The sequence below is a fragment of the Burkholderia metallica genome, assembly GCF_001718555.1.
Lineage (GTDB): Bacteria > Pseudomonadota > Gammaproteobacteria > Burkholderiales > Burkholderiaceae > Burkholderia > Burkholderia metallica.
Genome location: NZ_CP013402.1, coordinates 850,676 through 865,203, shown reverse-complemented (window position 1 = coordinate 865,203; position 14,528 = coordinate 850,676). Strand labels below are relative to the sequence as shown.

Here is a 14,528-nt window from a genome sequence, read left to right as displayed (position 1 = left end):
CGCGACGTTCCGCCGGGTCGCAAGCCGGCCGGAGAGAACCGTTGAATACGATGACTATCGCATCCCGTTCGTCGACGCTGGCGACACCTGCACTCAAGCGCGAGCTGAAGGCCGCCGAGGCCCGCAAGCGCACGATGGCGCTGCTGCTGGTCGCGCCGCTCGCGATTTTCCTGCTGCTTGTCTTCGTCGTACCCATTGCGACCCTGCTTGTTCGTGCAGTCGAAAATCCCGAGATCGTGGAAGCGTTGCCGACGACGGTTACGGCGCTTTCCGGCTGGGACCGCAAGGCGCCGCCGGCCGACGCCGCGTACGTCGCGCTCGCGGCCGACATGACGAAGGTGGCCGACAGCGAGGCGATGGGGGCGCTCGCGCGGCGCCTGAACACCGAGATTCCCGGCTATCGCTCGCTCGTCGCGAAGATGGCGCGTGCGATGCCGCTGAAGGGCGACAATGACGCGGCGCTCACGCCCGCGCAGATGCGCGCGAAATTCATCGACCTCGATTCGCGCTGGGGCGACGTCGCATACTGGCAGGCGATCGCGAAGAACGGCAGCCAGGTGTCGCCGTTCTACCTGCTTGCCGCGCTCGACCACAAGCAGGACGGCTTCGGCCACATCGTGCAAGCCGATCCCGACCAGTCGATCTATCTGGCGATCTTCGGCCGCACGTTCGTGATCGGCGTCGCCGTCACGCTGTTCGCGCTGCTGCTCGGCTATCCGCTCGCGTACTGGATCTCGACGCTGTCCGAGCGTCGCGCGAACCTCGTGATGATCCTCGTGCTGATTCCGTTCTGGACCTCGGTGCTCGTGCGCGTCGCCGCATGGATCGTGCTGCTGCAGAGCGAAGGGCTCGTCAACAAGGCGCTGATCGGCAGCGGGCTGATCTCGCATCCGCTCACGCTGCTGTTCAACCGCGTCGGCGTGTACATCTCGATGACGCACATCCTGCTGCCGTTCATGATCCTGCCGCTCTACAGCGTGATGAAGTCGATCCCGCCGACCTATCAGCGCGCGGCCGTGTCGCTCGGCAGCCATCCGTTCGCCGCGTTCTGGCGCGTGTACGTGCCGCAGACCTATCCGGGCGTCGGCGCGGGCGCGCTGCTCGTGTTCATCCTCGCGATCGGCTACTACATCACGCCCGCGCTGCTCGGCGGGCCGAACGACCAGATGGTCAGCTACTACGTCGCGTACTTCACGAACGTGACGATCAACTGGGGGATGGCGTGTGCGCTCGGCGGGCTGCTGCTCGCGGCGACGCTCGTGCTGTACGCGGTGTACGGGCGCTTCACGCGCACCAACGTGAGCCTCGGCTGAGCGGCCGGGCCGGAACACGCCACGAAACGGGAAGGGAATTCGAACCATGAAACTCGCCAGGCCGCTGTTCGCGCCGCACATGTCGTTCGTCGAGCGCGCGTGGTACGTCGCGCTGCGCGTGCTCGTCGTGCTGACGCTGCTGTACCTGATCCTGCCGGTGCTCGCGATCGTGCCGCTGTCGTTCTCGTCGAGCACGTTCCTCGTCTATCCGATCCCGGGTTTCTCGACGCGCTGGTACGAGAACCTGATCGCATCCGACGAGTGGCGGATGGCGGCGAAGAACAGCTTCATCGTCGCGCCGTCGGCGACCGTCGTCGCGACCGTGCTCGGCACGCTCGCGGCGATCGGTCTGACGAAGGCCGACTTCCGCGGCAAGGGGCTGCTGATGGCCGTGCTGCTGTCGCCGATGATCGTGCCGGTGGTCGTGGTGGGCGTCGGCATGTACCTGTTCTTCGCGCCGCTCGGGCTCGCGAACACCTACACGGGGCTGATCGCCGCGCACGCGGCGCTCGGCGTGCCGTTCGTCGTGACCACGATTGCCGCGACGCTGCAGGGCTTCAACCAGAACCTCGTGCGCGCGAGCCTGTCGCTCGGCGCGAACCCGGTGTCGACGTTCTTCCGCGTGACGCTGCCGGTGATCGCGCCGGGCGTGATGTCGGGCGCGCTGTTCGCGTTCGCGACGTCGTTCGACGAGGTGGTCGTCACGCTGTTCCTCGCGGGTGCGGACCAGACGACGCTGCCGCGCCAGATGTTCACCGGCATTCGCGAGAACATCAGTCCGACGATCGCTGCGCTCGCAACGATCCTGATCATTTTCTCGACGAGTTTGATGCTGGCCCTTGAATGGTTACGTGGTCGCCAGGCGAGAAAGGCGGTGGCCTGACGGCGCGCACTCGGGATGTGCCGATAGGGTTGGTGGAGCGTGGGCCTTGCTTTTATCTTCTATGGTAGATAAACTTCTACTCAATGATGTATTGTTATCCAATTCCGAGGGTCGTCGAGCATGAGCACGAATGCCATGAAGCTGATTGCAAGGGGCCGGAACTTTGCGTCCTTTCAGTTTGGCGATCTTAAGATTGTTGCGCTCCGCGACGGGCATGTGGATATGCCTGTCACGAGGCTCCGGCGAGTCGGCGGGGACACTTTTGATCAGCCCCCTGCCGGGACGCAAATGGTCGATAACCAATTGCGATTGTCGGTCAATGCGTTCCTCATCATCGATGGGGAGCGGTCCACCCTAGTCGACACCGGGGCTTCGGACACGTGGTATTCCACGATGGGAGAACTGGTAGACGGGGTCGCGGAAGCCGGGATAGACAGGGCCAGCATTACCGAGGTTTTGCTGACGCATACCCATGAGGATCATGTGAACGGTCTTATCGCACCGGACGGTTCCGAGGCGTTTCCGCAAGCGACGAGAATCCTCGTAGGTCCGGAAGAAATCTCGGCATTTACCGGCCGGTTGGCCCGATTGAGAGATCGCGTCATCCCGGTTACTGACAATTTCTCCGTGAGTGGCCGGATAACCGCGGTTCGAGCAACCGGGCATTCTCCCGGACATATGGCATACGAAGTTGCAAGCGGCGTCGGACGTCTGTTGGTTTGGGGGGACATCATCCACGTCCCATCGGTGCAGTTCGGGCGTCCCGAAATTTCGTGGGAGTACGACAGTAACCAGTCGAGGGCTCGCGATACACGATTGGCACTCTTGGAGCGCGCGGCTCAGCCAAACTATTTCGTGGCTGGAGCCCATCTGGATTTCCCCGGTATCGGGCGCGTAACGGCTAACGACGACAGCTTCGTCTTTCATCCCCTTGGCGATGAGTGAGATTCGTATCGAGCCGTAAGTAACGCAGACCGGAGCCGGGAGACGTGGACGAATACTGGCTCTTTGTCTGTCCGGGCCTTTGAGGAAGGAGCGATTTGGCATGCAATCAGGCGACGTCCGTGCATGTTAATCCGGACGATCGAACGCATGCTTCATCGGGCCTGAATCACGTCATCTTCACTTGACCGTATCGGCACATTTTTCATCAACCTCAATTAATTTAGGATGGCAAATCAAAATGTCGGAACAATTCGGAATTGGTGATCTCGGTCTTAAGCTCGCGAATCTGCGTATGGGTGGCGCGCTGGCACTCGGGGCGGATCTCGGCGGCAAGGTCTACAACATCACCCAAGCAGGTGAAGATCTGAACCTGCCCGCGCCGGCGGACATGGACGACCTCATTCAGAATCAGCGCTCATCGGACCTGAGCGCAATCGTCGAACGTATCCAGGCGGGTGGCAAGACTCGTGCCCTCGATCCGGCGGAACTCGTCTATGCGCCGCTTGTAACGCGCCCGAACAAGATCATTTGCGTCGGCTTCAATTACCGCGCACACGCAGCAGAGACGGGGACTCCGATCCCGAAGGCCCCCCCGCTGTTCGCCAAGTTTTCGAACGCGCTCAATCATCACAACGGTACCGTGGAACTGCCCACGCATGTCGATCGAGAGTTCGACTACGAAACCGAGCTGGTGGTGATCTTCGGCGAGAAGTGTCGGAACGTATCGGAGGCGGACGCGCTTTCTGTCGTCGCAGGCTATACGGTCGGCAACGACGTGAGCGCGCGAGGACTGCAAAACATTACTTCCCAGTTTATGGCGGGGAAGATGTCCGACGGCTTCGCCCCGCTCGGGCCGTGGATGGCGACCCGGGCGCTCGTCCCGAACCCCAACGACCTGCAGTTGAAGACGCGCGTCAATGGCGATCTTCGGCAAGACAGCAGCACGAGCGAAATGATCTTCGACTGCAGAAAGCTCATTCACTACGTGACGAGCATCATGACGGTCCAGCCGGGCGACATCATGTTCACCGGAACCCCGCCGGGCGTCATCTGGGGGCAGGACGTTCCCCGTGAGCAGCGGCAATGGCTCAAGGCGGGCGACGAAGTGACGTCGTCGATCGAAGGGATTGGCGACCTGGTCGTCCGGCTCGTTTGATGGCGGGGGTGTCTATGGGAAAGCCGGCGGTAGTCGAGCGCGTCTACATCCTCGACGGGGGAACCGCCCGCGTCGACGATGCCTCCATCTATTCTCCCGGCTTCAATGTCGGGAGGCCGATGACGTTGTGTTGCAACGTCTACTTGATTCGTCACCGCGGTGAATGGATGGTGTGGGACACCGGGACGCAGGATGACCTTATCGATGAACCGGCTGGTCGTATCATTGCCCACGGAATTCGCGGGACGGTCGGCAAGACGATAGCGTCCCAGTTGGCCGAAATTGGTGTGGATCCGGCGAATGTTTCGACGCTCGCCATTTCGCATGCGCACTATGACCACGTTGGGAATTGCAGACTTTTCCCGAACGCGAAGTGGATCGCGCAGAAAGCGGAATACGATGCGATGTTCGGCTCCGACCCGGGAACGTACGGGTATCGCCCCGAATTGTACGAGTCGCTTCGCCAGAACGAGACCGTCGTGATTGAAGGAGATTACGACGTGTTTGGCGACGGCGCGGTTCGGATCATCTCGACGCCGGGCCACACGCCCGGTCATTGCTCGCTGATGGTGAACCTGCCGGAGAGCGGCCCGACCCTGTTGAGCGGAGATGTCGCGCACAATCGCCGGAATTTCCGGTGCCGGTGCGTTCCTTCGTTCAACGTGGATGTGCTGAAGTCTGTGGCGTCGATGGGGCGAGTCGACGCGCTCATCGAGGATGAAGGTGCGACGCTGTGGATCAATCACGATATTGATCAGAATGCGACACTGCCCCACGCTCCGCAGTGGATCACATGACAGGTAGAGCGTGATCGAACGCTCGTTGCGGCACGCGTAAGACGCGCGTGCCGCCCGTGCCATTTCCGAATCGCTGTGTGCAATGCACTCGTGGCCAGTCGCTTGACCAGTTCGCACCCCGAGAATGGTGTCGGGATCATGCCGCAGCGTTCCCGCTTACTGCTCCGCGTTCTCCGCCTCCGCGGTTTCACCGAGGAATCCGCCGCTCTGGTGCGCCCACAGCGCCGCATAGATGCCGCCCGCCTGCAGCAGCTGCTGATGCGTGCCTTCCTCGACGATGCGCCCTTCGTCGAGCACGATCAGCCGGTCCATCGCCGCGATGGTCGACAGCCGGTGCGCGATCGCGATCACCGTCTTGCCGCTCATCAGATCGTCGAGGCTGCGCTGGATCGCGACTTCAACCTCGGAATCGAGCGCGCTGGTCGCTTCGTCGAGCACGAGGATCGGCGCGTCCTTGAGCATCACGCGCGCGATCGCGACGCGCTGCCGCTGGCCGCCCGACAGCTTCACGCCGCGCTCGCCCACCTCGACGTCGTAGCCGCTGCGCCCGTGGCGGTCGCGCAGCCGCGCGATGAACTCGGACGCTTCCGCGCGCACCGCGGCGGCGTGCATCTCGCGCTCGGTGGCGTCGGGGCGGCCGTACAGCAGGTTCTCGCGCATCGTCCGGTGCAGCAGTGACGTATCCTGCGTGACCATCCCGATCGCGCTGCGCAGGCTGTCCTGCGTCACGTGCGCGATGTCCTGACCGTCGATCCGGATCGTGCCGCCGCCCACGTCGTAGAAGCGCAGCAGCAGGTTCACGAGCGTCGACTTGCCGGCGCCCGAGCGGCCGATCAGGCCGATCCGCTCGCCCGGCCGGATCGTCAGGTTCAGCCCGTCGAACACCGCGCGGTCGTTGTCCTCGTGCGCGAACTGCACGTTGTCGAACACGATTTCGCCGCGCTGCACCGCGAGCGGTGTCGCGTCGGGCGCGTCGACCACGCTGCGCACTTTCGTGAGCGTGTTGATGCCGTCCTGGATCGTGCCGACGTTCTCGAACAGCTCGGTCATCTCCCACATGATCCAGTGCGAATAGCTCGACAGGCGCAGCGCCATCGCGATCACCGCCGCGACCACGCCCGCGCTCGCCTCGCCGTGCGTCCACAGATACAGCGCGAGGCCGCTCGAGCCGACCAGCAGCAGCGTCGACAGCAGGTGGTTGACGATCTCGAACGCGCTGACGAGCCGCATCTGCGCGTCGCCGGTCGCCTTGAACGCTTCCATCGCGCGGCGCGCGTGGTCGGCTTCCCGCCGCGTGTGCGAGAACAGCTTCACGGTCGTGATGTTCGAGTACGCATCGGTGATGCGGCCCGTCATCAGCGCGCGCGCATCGGCCTGGCGGCTGCCGACGGCGCCCAGGCGCGGCACGAAGTACGCGCACGCCACACCGTAGCCGAGCGCCCACAGAGCGAGCGGGATCATCAGCCGCCAGTCGAAGCTGGCCGCGAGCGCGAGGATGCCGATCAGGTACGCGGCGACGCCGATCACGACGTCGACCGACATGAACAGTGCGTCGCGCACCGCGAGCGCGGTCTGCATGATCTTGGTCGTCACGCGGCCCGCGAACTCGTTCGCATAGAACGACAGGCTCTGGTCGAGCATCAGCCGGTGAAACAGCCAGCGCAGCCGCATCGGGAAGTTGATCGCGAGCACCTGGTGCTTGACCATCGTATGCAGCGCGATCAGCAGCGCACTGCCGGCGAGGATCGCCGCGAAACCGGCGAGCGTGCCGACGTGACGGCCGCCGAAATCCGCCGGTGTCGACGACGACAGCCAGTCGACCACGCGGCCCATCATCGCGAACAGCGCGGCTTCGTACGCGGCCAGCGCGGCCGACGTCAGCGCGATCAGCAGGACCCAGCTGCGCGCGCCTTGCGTGCACGCCCAGACGAACGAGAAGAATCCCCGCGGCGGCGTGGCGGGATCTTCGAGCGGGAAGGTCGGCAGGCGCCGTTCAAACCACGAAAACATTGAAACCTCTCCTTGATGCGGCCACGCCGGCCGGCGCGGCCGGTATGGCCCGTTTCATGCACGGCGTCGTATTGCACACGTGTTCACTGCGCGCGGATCGGCCGGCACGTCCGCGCGGGCGAAGATTGCGTCGTCGTCGCATCGCTCGGCGGCCAGTGTCGCATCGATTCGGTCCGGTTGCAGGGCGGTTGGGCGGTGCTGCCGCCGCGTCAGGTCTTTGCGTTGCCGGCGTCGCCGACGACCACAGAGGGCGCGGGCCGTACCGCGTTCGCCACGCGCGGCACGGCCCAGCCGTGCTGCGAGAAGCCGGGCAGGCCGATCTCGTGCGCGGAACCGACGGCGGCGCGCACGTGCGCCATCGCGACGATCGTTTCGTTCGCGCGGTCCTGCATCGATGGCGCGAGCCGGTCGCCGCTGCTGCGGCCGGTACCTGCTTGTCCCGCGCGAATATGCCGATGCCGTGGCCGAGCGGGCTGTTGACGCGCGGCAGCACCTCGCCGTCCGAAAGCGTGCGCGGCCCGTTCGACAGGCCGCGCATCGCGCCCTCAAAAAAGTTCTTGACTCTCTATCTATGAGTAGATAAAGTTCGATCCATGGAAACGAAACCGACCGTCCGCGAACAGATTCTCGACCACGCGATCACGCTGATGATGCTGCGCGGTTACAACGGCTTCAGCTATCGAGACCTGTCCGATCTGGTGGGCGTGAAGACGTCGAGCATTCACTACTACTTCCCGTCGAAGGACGACCTGGTGCTGGAAGCGGTGTCGGTGTATAGCGACGACGTCCTCGCGGCCACGCGGGCGATCGATCCGGCGCTGCCGGCCGACGTGCAGCTGAGCCTGTACACGAAGCTGTTCGGCCGCACGCTCGGCGACGGCAACATGATCTGCCTGTGCGGGATGCTGGCGGCCGATATCGAATCGTTGCCGGAGAACGTGCGGCAGGCCGTGCAGGCGTTCTTCAAGGCCAACGAAACCTGGCTCGCGGCATTGCTGACGCAGGGCGCAAAGGACGGCACGCTGCAGTTCAGCGGCACGCCCGAAACGGCCGCCCGCGCGTTGTACGCGGCGTTTCAGGGCAGCGTGCTGGCCAGCCGGCTGTTCAATACGCGGGCGCGTCTCGAGGATGTCGAGGCGGTCTGGAAAACGCGGCCCTGACGGGCGGCGCAAGCGGTCAGGCGGTTCGCCGCCTTTTGTTGGGTTTTATTGTCTATCTGTTGATAGATAGATTGAATGGGCAGGTGGCTCGACCCCCTGCCTTTTTTGGGGATGTTTGTCTATCTATGAGTAGATAAATTGACGCGATACCGGCTGCCGGGCAGCCGGCGAGCGGTCCCCGGTTGGAAGGCTGTTTCACTCACTGATTGAAAAAGGAGTCTGTCATGTCGATCGAAAAAGTGCTGTACCGCGCTCATGCAAAAGCCACCGGCGGCCGTGACGGCCGCGCCACGGTGCCCGAAAGCGGCCTCGACCTGAAGCTGACCACGCCGCGCGAACTTGGCGGCGCGGGCGGCGCAGGCGCGAACCCGGAGCAACTGTTCGCCGCTGGCTACAGCGCGTGTTTCATCGGCGCGATGAAGTTCGTCGCGGCCCGCGACAAGATCGCGATGCCCGCGGACGCCGCGATCGAAGGCAGCGTCGGCATCGGCGCGATTCCCGACGGCTTCGGCATCGAAGTCGAGCTGAAGATCTCGCTGCCGGGCGTCGACCGCGATGTCGCCCAGACGCTGATCGACCGTGCGCATCGCGTCTGCCCGTACTCGAACGCGACGCGCGGCAACATCGACGTTACGCTCACGCTCGTCTGATCGTACGCATTCCGAATCATTACCGTCCCATCGTCATTCACAGATTGAGCCAAGGAGTTACATCATGAAGATCGTCAAGCCGCTGCTGATCGCCGCCGCCGTTGCCGCCGCGCTGTCCGCCGTGCCCACCGCGTTTGCCGCCGGCACCGACGCCGTCCGGCCCGATACGACGACGAGCGCGTTCCTCGCCGCGCTGAACGGCCAGAAGGGCCCGGGCCTCGAAACGCTGAGCCCCGCGAAGGCGCGCCAGGTGCTGGTCGATGCGCAGAACGGCACGAAGGTCGATCTGTCGGGCGTCGACGTGTCGAACCGCACGATCGAGCAGGACGGCGTGTCCGTGCCGGTCACGATCGTCCGTCCGCAAGGCGCGACGGGCACGCTGCCGGTGTTCATGTTCATTCACGGCGGCGGCTGGGTGCTCGGCGACTTCCCGACGCATGAACGCCTCGTGCGCGACCTCGTCGTGCAGTCGGGCGCCGTCGCGGTGTTCGTGAACTACACGCCGTCGCCGGAAGCGCATTACCCGGTCGCGATCAACCAGGCGTATGCGGCGACGAAGTGGGTGGCCGCGCACGGCGAGCAGATCGGCGTCGACGGCAGCCGCCTCGCGGTGGTCGGCAACAGCGTCGGCGGGAACATGGCGGCCGTGGTGGCGCTGATGGCGAAGGACAAGGGCGGCCCCGCGATCCGCTTCCAGGGGCTGATGTGGCCGGTGACGGACCACAACTTCAACACGGGTTCGTACAACGCGTATCAGCAAGGGCACTTCCTGACGCGGCCGATGATGCGGTGGTTCTGGGACGCCTATACGAAGAACGAAGCGCAACGCAACGAGATCTACGCGTCGCCGCTGCGTGCGAGCACCGCGCAGTTGAAGGGCCTGCCGCCCGCGCTGATCCAGGTCGCGCAGTTCGACGTGCTGCGCGACGAAGGCGAAGCATACGGCCGCAAGCTCGACGCGGCGGGGGTGGACGCGACGACCACGCGCTACGACGGCACGATCCATGATTTCGGGCTGCTGAACGCACTGGCCGCGGATGCGCCGACGAAGGCCGCGACGAAGGCGATGGCGAATGAAATCGCGACGCGGTTGAAGTAACGTCGCAGGTTTGCACTCGTGCTGTTCGCGAAGCTGCGGGCGAGCGGGGCGAATGCGCGGGTCTGCACACTGCACATCGCACACCGTACGTCCGGACCGTCCGGACCGTCCGCGATTTTCGGTCCCGGTTCGGCAGCACGATCTCTTTCAGGAACGGCGCCACATCGCAGGCTTTGCGCTGAGCTTCACGTCGCGGCCCGACCCGGCTTGGCGTCGTCGCTGAACCCCGTGCCGCGGGCATTGTTGGTACGATCGCCCCTATCGTCCATGCCGGCGCGTCAACTTGCCGGCCATCGGTCGCGCGGCCGCCCGGCAGCGCGGCCACGTTCGGGAGAAGCGGTCCATGTTGCAGGCGTTCGCGGTATTGCTGGTCTTTCAGTGTCTCGGGGAAGGCGTGTCCCATCTGTTCGGTTTGCCGGTGCCGGGCCCGGTGATCGGCATGCTGCTGCTGTTCGGCTTCGTGATGCTGCGCCCGCAGGCGGCCGACGCGATCGAGCCGACCGCGCTCGAGCTGCTGCGCCACCTGTCGCTGCTGTTCGTGCCGGCCGGCGTCGGCATCATGGTGTCGGCCGACCGCGTGCGCGGCGATGCGCTCGCGGTCGTCGTCGCGCTGGCCGTCAGCACCACGCTCGCGATCGCGGTGACGGCGCTCGTCACGCGTGCGCTGCTGCGCCGCCAGCGGCGCGGGGGCGGCACCGCGGAGGGCGCGCAATGACGGCCTTCCCCACCCTCGGCGCGATCTGGGTCTATCTCGCCGCGACCCCGCTGCTGGGCCTGACGATCACGCTGGTTGCGTATCTGGTCGCGCAGGCTGTTTATGCGCGGGCGCGCTTCAACCCGCTCGCGAATCCGGTGCTGATCGCGGTCGCGCTGATCGTCGTGGTGCTGACGATCACGCATACGCCGTATCCGACGTATTTCGAAGGCGCGCAGTTCGTCCACTTCCTGCTCGGCCCCGCGACCGTCGCGCTCGCGCTGCCGCTGTATCGCCAGTGGTCGAAGCTGCGCCGCGCGGCGGTGCCGCTGCTGGTGGGCCTGCTCGCGGGCTCGCTGACCGCGATCGTGTCGGCGGTCGGCATCGCGGCGTTGTTCGGCGCGTCGCACCAGACCATCGCGTCGCTCGCGCCGAAATCGGCGACGACGCCGATCGCGATGGCCGTCGCCGCGGAAATCGGCGGGATTCCGTCGCTTACCGCGGTGCTCGTGATCTCGACCGGGATCTTCGGGGCGGTATGCGCGCGCGGCATTCTCAACGCGCTGCGTATCGAGGAGCCGGCCGTGCGCGGGTTCGCGCTCGGCGTCGCATCGCACGGGATCGGCACCGCGCGCGCATTCCAGGTCGGCGAGGAGGCCGGCGCGTTCGCCGGGCTCGGGATGGGGCTGAACGGCGTGCTGACGGCGTTCGTCGTCCCGATCCTGCTGCCGGTACTGTCGCGCTGGATCTGAGCGCCGGCCACGGCGGCTTATCGGTTTCCCTGATGGCGCGGGCGCGACGCCGGAATGACGGCGTACGGGATGTGCATGTATCGTGGCCGTTATCGGGAGAATTCAGGAACGCACACGGACAACCGAATACTGTTCGGCTAACGTTGCATCGGCGCCGGTGTCGCAAGCGTTCGCTTGCGCGCCGGTGTCCGACCCATAACCAACATTCGACAATCGACAAGGAGATCCCGCCATGAAGCAGTCTCGCGTGGTTTCGGTGGCAGTAGCAGTAACGGCGTCGTTCGGTCTGCTGTTGACCGCCGCGCCGGCGGCATACGCGCAGGATCCGGCGTCCGCGCCGACGCAGAAGCAGCTCGACAAGGCGCAGAAGAAGGCGGCCCGCAAGGCGGCCCGGGCGCGACACGCGTCGGACCTGAAGGCGATCGGCACGGGTAGCGGCTACCGGCTGACCAACGACCAGAGCAACTATCCGCAGAACGCCGCAGCGAAGGCGCCCGCGACGAAGGCGGCGCCGGCCGCCCCGGCGTCGGGCCAGTAACGGCCGGACCCGGTACACAGCGCAAACGGCGCCGGTCGATCCGGCGCCGTTTGCGCTTGTGCGGGGCTGCCCGAACTGCCGGGCCGGCGCGTTACGACGCGAGCTTGCTCGCGAGTTCCGCGACGTGCTTGCCCTGGTAGCGCGCGATGTCGAGCTCGTTCGCGCTCGGCTGGCGGCTGCCGTCCGCGCCCGCGAGCGTCGTCGCGCCGTACGGCGTGCCGCCGGTGATTTCGTTCATGTTGACGAGCCCGCTGCACGCATACGGCACGCCCACGATCACCATCCCGTGGTGCAGCAGCGTCGTGTGGAACGACGTGATCGTCGTTTCCTGGCCGCCGTGCTGCGTGCCGGTGGACGCGAACACGCTGCCGATCTTGCCGACAAGCGCGCCCTTCATCCACAGGCCGCCGGTCTGGTCGAGAAACGTGCGCATCTGGCCGGCCATGTTGCCGAAGCGGGTCGGCGTGCCGAAGATGATCGCATCGTAGTCGGCGAGTTCGTCCACGGTCGCGACCGGTGCGGCCTGGTCGACCTTCACGCCGATCGCGCGGGCCTGGTCGACGGGAATCGTCTCCGGCACGCGCTTGAGCGTGACCTCGACGCCCTGCACCGATCGCGCGCCTTCCGCGATGTGCTGCGCCATCGTTTCGACGTGCCCGTAGGACGAGTAATACAGCACGAGTACCTTGGCCATGTTGCGAATCTCCGATTAAAAGGGCCCCGCGTTCAGCGGAGCCCGGTTTCCCGAACGGGTTTTATGCCCACTCGGCCGTTACTTCGACCGGACGCAGGTCGAACACCAGCACTTCGGCATCCTTCCCGTCGGCGAACGTCAGCGCCTGTTCGCCCCGGATGCGCGCGCCGTCGCCTTCGCCGAGCGTCACGCCGTTGACCGTCACGCTGCCGCGCGCCACATGCACGTAAGCGAAGCGGCCCGGATCAAGTGCCAGTGTCGCGCTTTCGGCCCCGTCGAACAGGCCCGCGTAAATCCGGGTGTCCTGCCGGATCTTCAGCGAACCGGCGTCGCCGTTCGGCGATACGACGAGTGCGAGCTTGCCGCGCTTGTCGTCGGCCGCGACATTCGTCTGCTGATAGCGCGGCTCGGCACCTTTCTCGGCCGGCCCGACCCAGATCTGCAGGAAGTGGACCGGCGTTTCATGCGAGTGGTTGAACTCGCTGTGGCGTACGCCGGTGCCCGCGCTCATCAACTGCACGTCGCCCGGCACGATCACCGAACCGGTGCCCATCGAATCCTTGTGTTCCAGCGCGCCGTCGAGCACGTACGACAGGATCTCCATGTCGCGGTGCGGGTGCGTGCCGAAGCCGCGGCCCGGTGCGACGCGGTCGTCGTTGATCACCAGCAGGTCGGAGAAGCCGACTTGCTTCGGATCGTAGTAATTCGCGAACGAAAACGTATGACGGGAACTGAGCCAGCCATGCTCCGCACGGCCACGTTGGTTTGCTGCACGGACTTCGATCATGATTTTTTTCCTCAAGACGCCGGACCTCGGAAGTGGGCCCGGCCGTTCGTTGAGATGAATCTTAGGTCAATCGATTTGACAAATAAATGGCTGTAGAGATAATGACTGTCGCTATGGAGTGGACAATATGGAACTCAACGATCTGAGGATCTTCGTCGCGACGGTCGATGCGGGCAGCTTCACGGCGGCGGCCGATCAACTGATGCTGTCCAAGCAGTTCGTCAGCCGGCGCACGATGGCGCTGGAGGCGTCGCTCGGCGTGCGGCTATTGCACCGGAACACGCGCAACCTCGCGGTGACCGAATCGGGGCAGGAGTTTTATGTGCGCGCGCAGCGGATCCTGGCCGAGATCGCCGACGCCGAGCAGGCGATGTCGGTGCGCAGCACCGAGCTGCACGGGTCGCTGAAGATCAGCGCGCCGCTGTCGTTCGGGATCACGCACGTGTCGCCGCTGGTCGCCGAATTCCTGTCCGCGCATCCGGCCGTGCGGCTGAACCTCGACTTGACCGACCGACGTGTCGACGTGATCGGCGAGGGTTTCGATCTGGTGCTGCGGATCGGCTCGCTCGAGGATTCGACGTTGATCGCGCGCCCGCTCGGCGCGTGGCGGATGATCGCGTGCGCGAGCCCCGCCTACCTGAAGCGGCACGGCACGCCCGCGACGCCGGCCGACCTCGCCGGCCATACGTGCGTGCTGTACGGGCGCGAGCGGCGCGTGGGCTGGGAATTCCGCGTCGACGGCGCGGCGCGCACGTTCGACGTGCAGGGGCCGCTCGTCGCGAACAACGGCGAAGTGGTGCGCGACGCGGCGATCGCGGGGCTCGGCATCGCGCTGCTGCCGCACTTCATCGTCGGCGCGGCGCTCGACAGCGGCGCGCTCGTGCCGGTGCTCGACGCGTACGCGCCATCGCCGATCACGCTCAATGCGGTGTTCCCGCAGCATCGGGAAGGGTTCGTCACGCTGCGCACGTTCATCGGGTTTCTCGCGGAACGGTTGGGGGAGGGGGTGCCGGCGGAGCAAGGCGGGGCAGGCAGCCGGCGGTAGCGGGC

16 protein-coding genes are annotated in these 14,528 nt (G+C 65.4%); 12 read left to right on the top strand and 4 right to left on the bottom strand.

Annotation, left to right across the window (positions count from 1 at the left end):
• The first annotated feature begins 41 nt into the window (after nt 1-41).
• The 5 genes from WJ16_RS19690 (at nt 42) to WJ16_RS19670 (ending at nt 5,094) form a co-directional block, all read left to right on the top strand.
• Entirely contained in the window at nt 42-1,313 is a 1,272-nt protein-coding gene (locus WJ16_RS19690; protein WP_069258714.1) for an ABC transporter permease, read from the top strand.
• A gap of 46 nt (nt 1,314-1,359) precedes the next feature.
• Nucleotides 1,360-2,196 (top strand): ABC transporter permease, encoded by an 837-nt coding sequence (locus tag WJ16_RS19685; protein ID WP_069258713.1) that lies wholly within the window; start codon nt 1,360-1,362, stop codon nt 2,194-2,196.
• Nucleotides 2,197-2,331: 135 nt separating this feature from the next.
• Nucleotides 2,332-3,141 carry an MBL fold metallo-hydrolase gene (locus tag WJ16_RS19680; RefSeq protein WP_069258825.1) on the top strand — a complete coding sequence of 270 codons (810 nt, stop codon included), beginning with the start codon at nt 2,332-2,334 and terminating at the stop codon, nt 3,139-3,141.
• A gap of 238 nt (nt 3,142-3,379) precedes the next feature.
• Nucleotides 3,380-4,297: a fumarylacetoacetate hydrolase family protein gene (locus tag WJ16_RS19675; RefSeq protein ID WP_069258712.1), complete on the top strand. Its 918-nt coding sequence runs from the start codon at nt 3,380-3,382 to the stop codon at nt 4,295-4,297.
• Nucleotides 4,298-4,311: 14 nt separating this feature from the next.
• Nucleotides 4,312-5,094: an N-acyl homoserine lactonase family protein gene (locus tag WJ16_RS19670; RefSeq protein WP_069258824.1), complete on the top strand. Its 783-nt coding sequence runs from the start codon at nt 4,312-4,314 to the stop codon at nt 5,092-5,094.
• Nucleotides 5,095-5,250: 156 nt separating this feature from the next.
• On the opposite strand, the gene WJ16_RS19665 is transcribed toward WJ16_RS19670, so the two are convergent.
• Nucleotides 5,251-7,104: an ABC transporter ATP-binding protein gene (locus WJ16_RS19665; protein ID WP_069258711.1), complete on the bottom strand. Its 1,854-nt coding sequence runs from the start codon at nt 7,102-7,104 to the stop codon at nt 5,251-5,253.
• Nucleotides 7,105-7,313: 209 nt separating this feature from the next.
• Nucleotides 7,314-7,496: a hypothetical protein gene (locus tag WJ16_RS35610; protein WP_069258710.1), complete on the bottom strand. Its 183-nt coding sequence runs from the start codon at nt 7,494-7,496 to the stop codon at nt 7,314-7,316.
• A gap of 201 nt (nt 7,497-7,697) precedes the next feature.
• Between WJ16_RS35610 and WJ16_RS19655 the strand changes: the two genes are divergently transcribed.
• The 6 genes from WJ16_RS19655 to WJ16_RS19630 all read left to right on the top strand — a co-directional run bounded on the left by WJ16_RS19655 (nt 7,698) and on the right by WJ16_RS19630 (nt 11,997).
• Entirely contained in the window at nt 7,698-8,264 is a 567-nt protein-coding gene (locus WJ16_RS19655; protein WP_069258709.1) for a TetR/AcrR family transcriptional regulator, read from the top strand.
• Nucleotides 8,265-8,488: 224 nt separating this feature from the next.
• A complete protein-coding gene (locus WJ16_RS19650; protein WP_069258708.1) occupies nt 8,489-8,914 on the top strand; it encodes an organic hydroperoxide resistance protein in 426 nt (141 codons plus the stop codon).
• 64 nt (nt 8,915-8,978) lie between these two features.
• Nucleotides 8,979-10,013, top strand: coding sequence for an alpha/beta hydrolase (locus WJ16_RS19645; RefSeq protein ID WP_069258707.1), 1,035 nt, complete (start codon nt 8,979-8,981; stop codon nt 10,011-10,013).
• Between the two features lie 343 nt (nt 10,014-10,356).
• Complete coding sequence (locus WJ16_RS19640; RefSeq protein ID WP_069258706.1) at nt 10,357-10,728, top strand: CidA/LrgA family protein; 372 nt, start codon at nt 10,357-10,359, stop codon at nt 10,726-10,728.
• A complete protein-coding gene (locus WJ16_RS19635) occupies nt 10,725-11,459 on the top strand; it encodes an LrgB family protein (RefSeq protein WP_069258705.1) in 735 nt (244 codons plus the stop codon). The genes WJ16_RS19640 and WJ16_RS19635 overlap by 4 nt, the downstream gene beginning before the upstream one ends.
• A gap of 232 nt (nt 11,460-11,691) precedes the next feature.
• Nucleotides 11,692-11,997 carry a hypothetical protein gene (locus WJ16_RS19630; protein WP_069258704.1) on the top strand — a complete coding sequence of 102 codons (306 nt, stop codon included), beginning with the start codon at nt 11,692-11,694 and terminating at the stop codon, nt 11,995-11,997.
• Between the two features lie 91 nt (nt 11,998-12,088).
• Here the strand turns inward: WJ16_RS19630 and wrbA are convergent, their stop codons facing one another.
• Entirely contained in the window at nt 12,089-12,691 is a 603-nt protein-coding gene (gene wrbA, locus WJ16_RS19625) for an NAD(P)H:quinone oxidoreductase (RefSeq protein WP_069258703.1), read from the bottom strand.
• 61 nt (nt 12,692-12,752) lie between these two features.
• Nucleotides 12,753-13,478 carry a pirin family protein gene (locus WJ16_RS19620; protein WP_069258702.1) on the bottom strand — a complete coding sequence of 242 codons (726 nt, stop codon included), beginning with the start codon at nt 13,476-13,478 and terminating at the stop codon, nt 12,753-12,755.
• Between the two features lie 127 nt (nt 13,479-13,605).
• Between WJ16_RS19620 and WJ16_RS19615 the strand changes: the two genes are divergently transcribed.
• Nucleotides 13,606-14,523: a LysR family transcriptional regulator gene (locus WJ16_RS19615; protein WP_069258701.1), complete on the top strand. Its 918-nt coding sequence runs from the start codon at nt 13,606-13,608 to the stop codon at nt 14,521-14,523.
• Nucleotides 14,524-14,528 lie beyond the last annotated feature (5 nt).

What these genes read in the sequence shown, in the direction of transcription:
- WJ16_RS19685 (WP_069258713.1), top strand. Translation starts at nt 1,360, where the DNA reads ATGAAACTCGCCAGGCCGCTGTTCGCGCCGCACATGTCGTTCGTCGAG.
- WJ16_RS19680 (WP_069258825.1), top strand. Translation starts at nt 2,332, where the DNA reads ATGAAGCTGATTGCAAGGGGCCGGAACTTTGCGTCCTTTCAGTTTGGC.
- WJ16_RS19675 (WP_069258712.1), top strand. Translation starts at nt 3,380, where the DNA reads ATGTCGGAACAATTCGGAATTGGTGATCTCGGTCTTAAGCTCGCGAAT.
- WJ16_RS19670 (WP_069258824.1), top strand. Translation starts at nt 4,312, where the DNA reads ATGGGAAAGCCGGCGGTAGTCGAGCGCGTCTACATCCTCGACGGGGGA.
- WJ16_RS19665 (WP_069258711.1), bottom strand. Translation starts at nt 7,104, where the DNA reads ATGTTTTCGTGGTTTGAACGGCGCCTGCCGACCTTCCCGCTCGAAGAT.
- WJ16_RS35610 (WP_069258710.1), bottom strand. Translation starts at nt 7,496, where the DNA reads ATGCAGGACCGCGCGAACGAAACGATCGTCGCGATGGCGCACGTGCGC.
- WJ16_RS19655 (WP_069258709.1), top strand. Translation starts at nt 7,698, where the DNA reads ATGGAAACGAAACCGACCGTCCGCGAACAGATTCTCGACCACGCGATC.
- WJ16_RS19650 (WP_069258708.1), top strand. Translation starts at nt 8,489, where the DNA reads ATGTCGATCGAAAAAGTGCTGTACCGCGCTCATGCAAAAGCCACCGGC.
- WJ16_RS19645 (WP_069258707.1), top strand. Translation starts at nt 8,979, where the DNA reads ATGAAGATCGTCAAGCCGCTGCTGATCGCCGCCGCCGTTGCCGCCGCG.
- WJ16_RS19640 (WP_069258706.1), top strand. Translation starts at nt 10,357, where the DNA reads ATGTTGCAGGCGTTCGCGGTATTGCTGGTCTTTCAGTGTCTCGGGGAA.
- WJ16_RS19635 (WP_069258705.1), top strand. Translation starts at nt 10,725, where the DNA reads ATGACGGCCTTCCCCACCCTCGGCGCGATCTGGGTCTATCTCGCCGCG.
- WJ16_RS19630 (WP_069258704.1), top strand. Translation starts at nt 11,692, where the DNA reads ATGAAGCAGTCTCGCGTGGTTTCGGTGGCAGTAGCAGTAACGGCGTCG.
- wrbA (WP_069258703.1), bottom strand. Translation starts at nt 12,691, where the DNA reads ATGGCCAAGGTACTCGTGCTGTATTACTCGTCCTACGGGCACGTCGAA.
- WJ16_RS19620 (WP_069258702.1), bottom strand. Translation starts at nt 13,478, where the DNA reads ATGATCGAAGTCCGTGCAGCAAACCAACGTGGCCGTGCGGAGCATGGC.
- WJ16_RS19615 (WP_069258701.1), top strand. Translation starts at nt 13,606, where the DNA reads ATGGAACTCAACGATCTGAGGATCTTCGTCGCGACGGTCGATGCGGGC.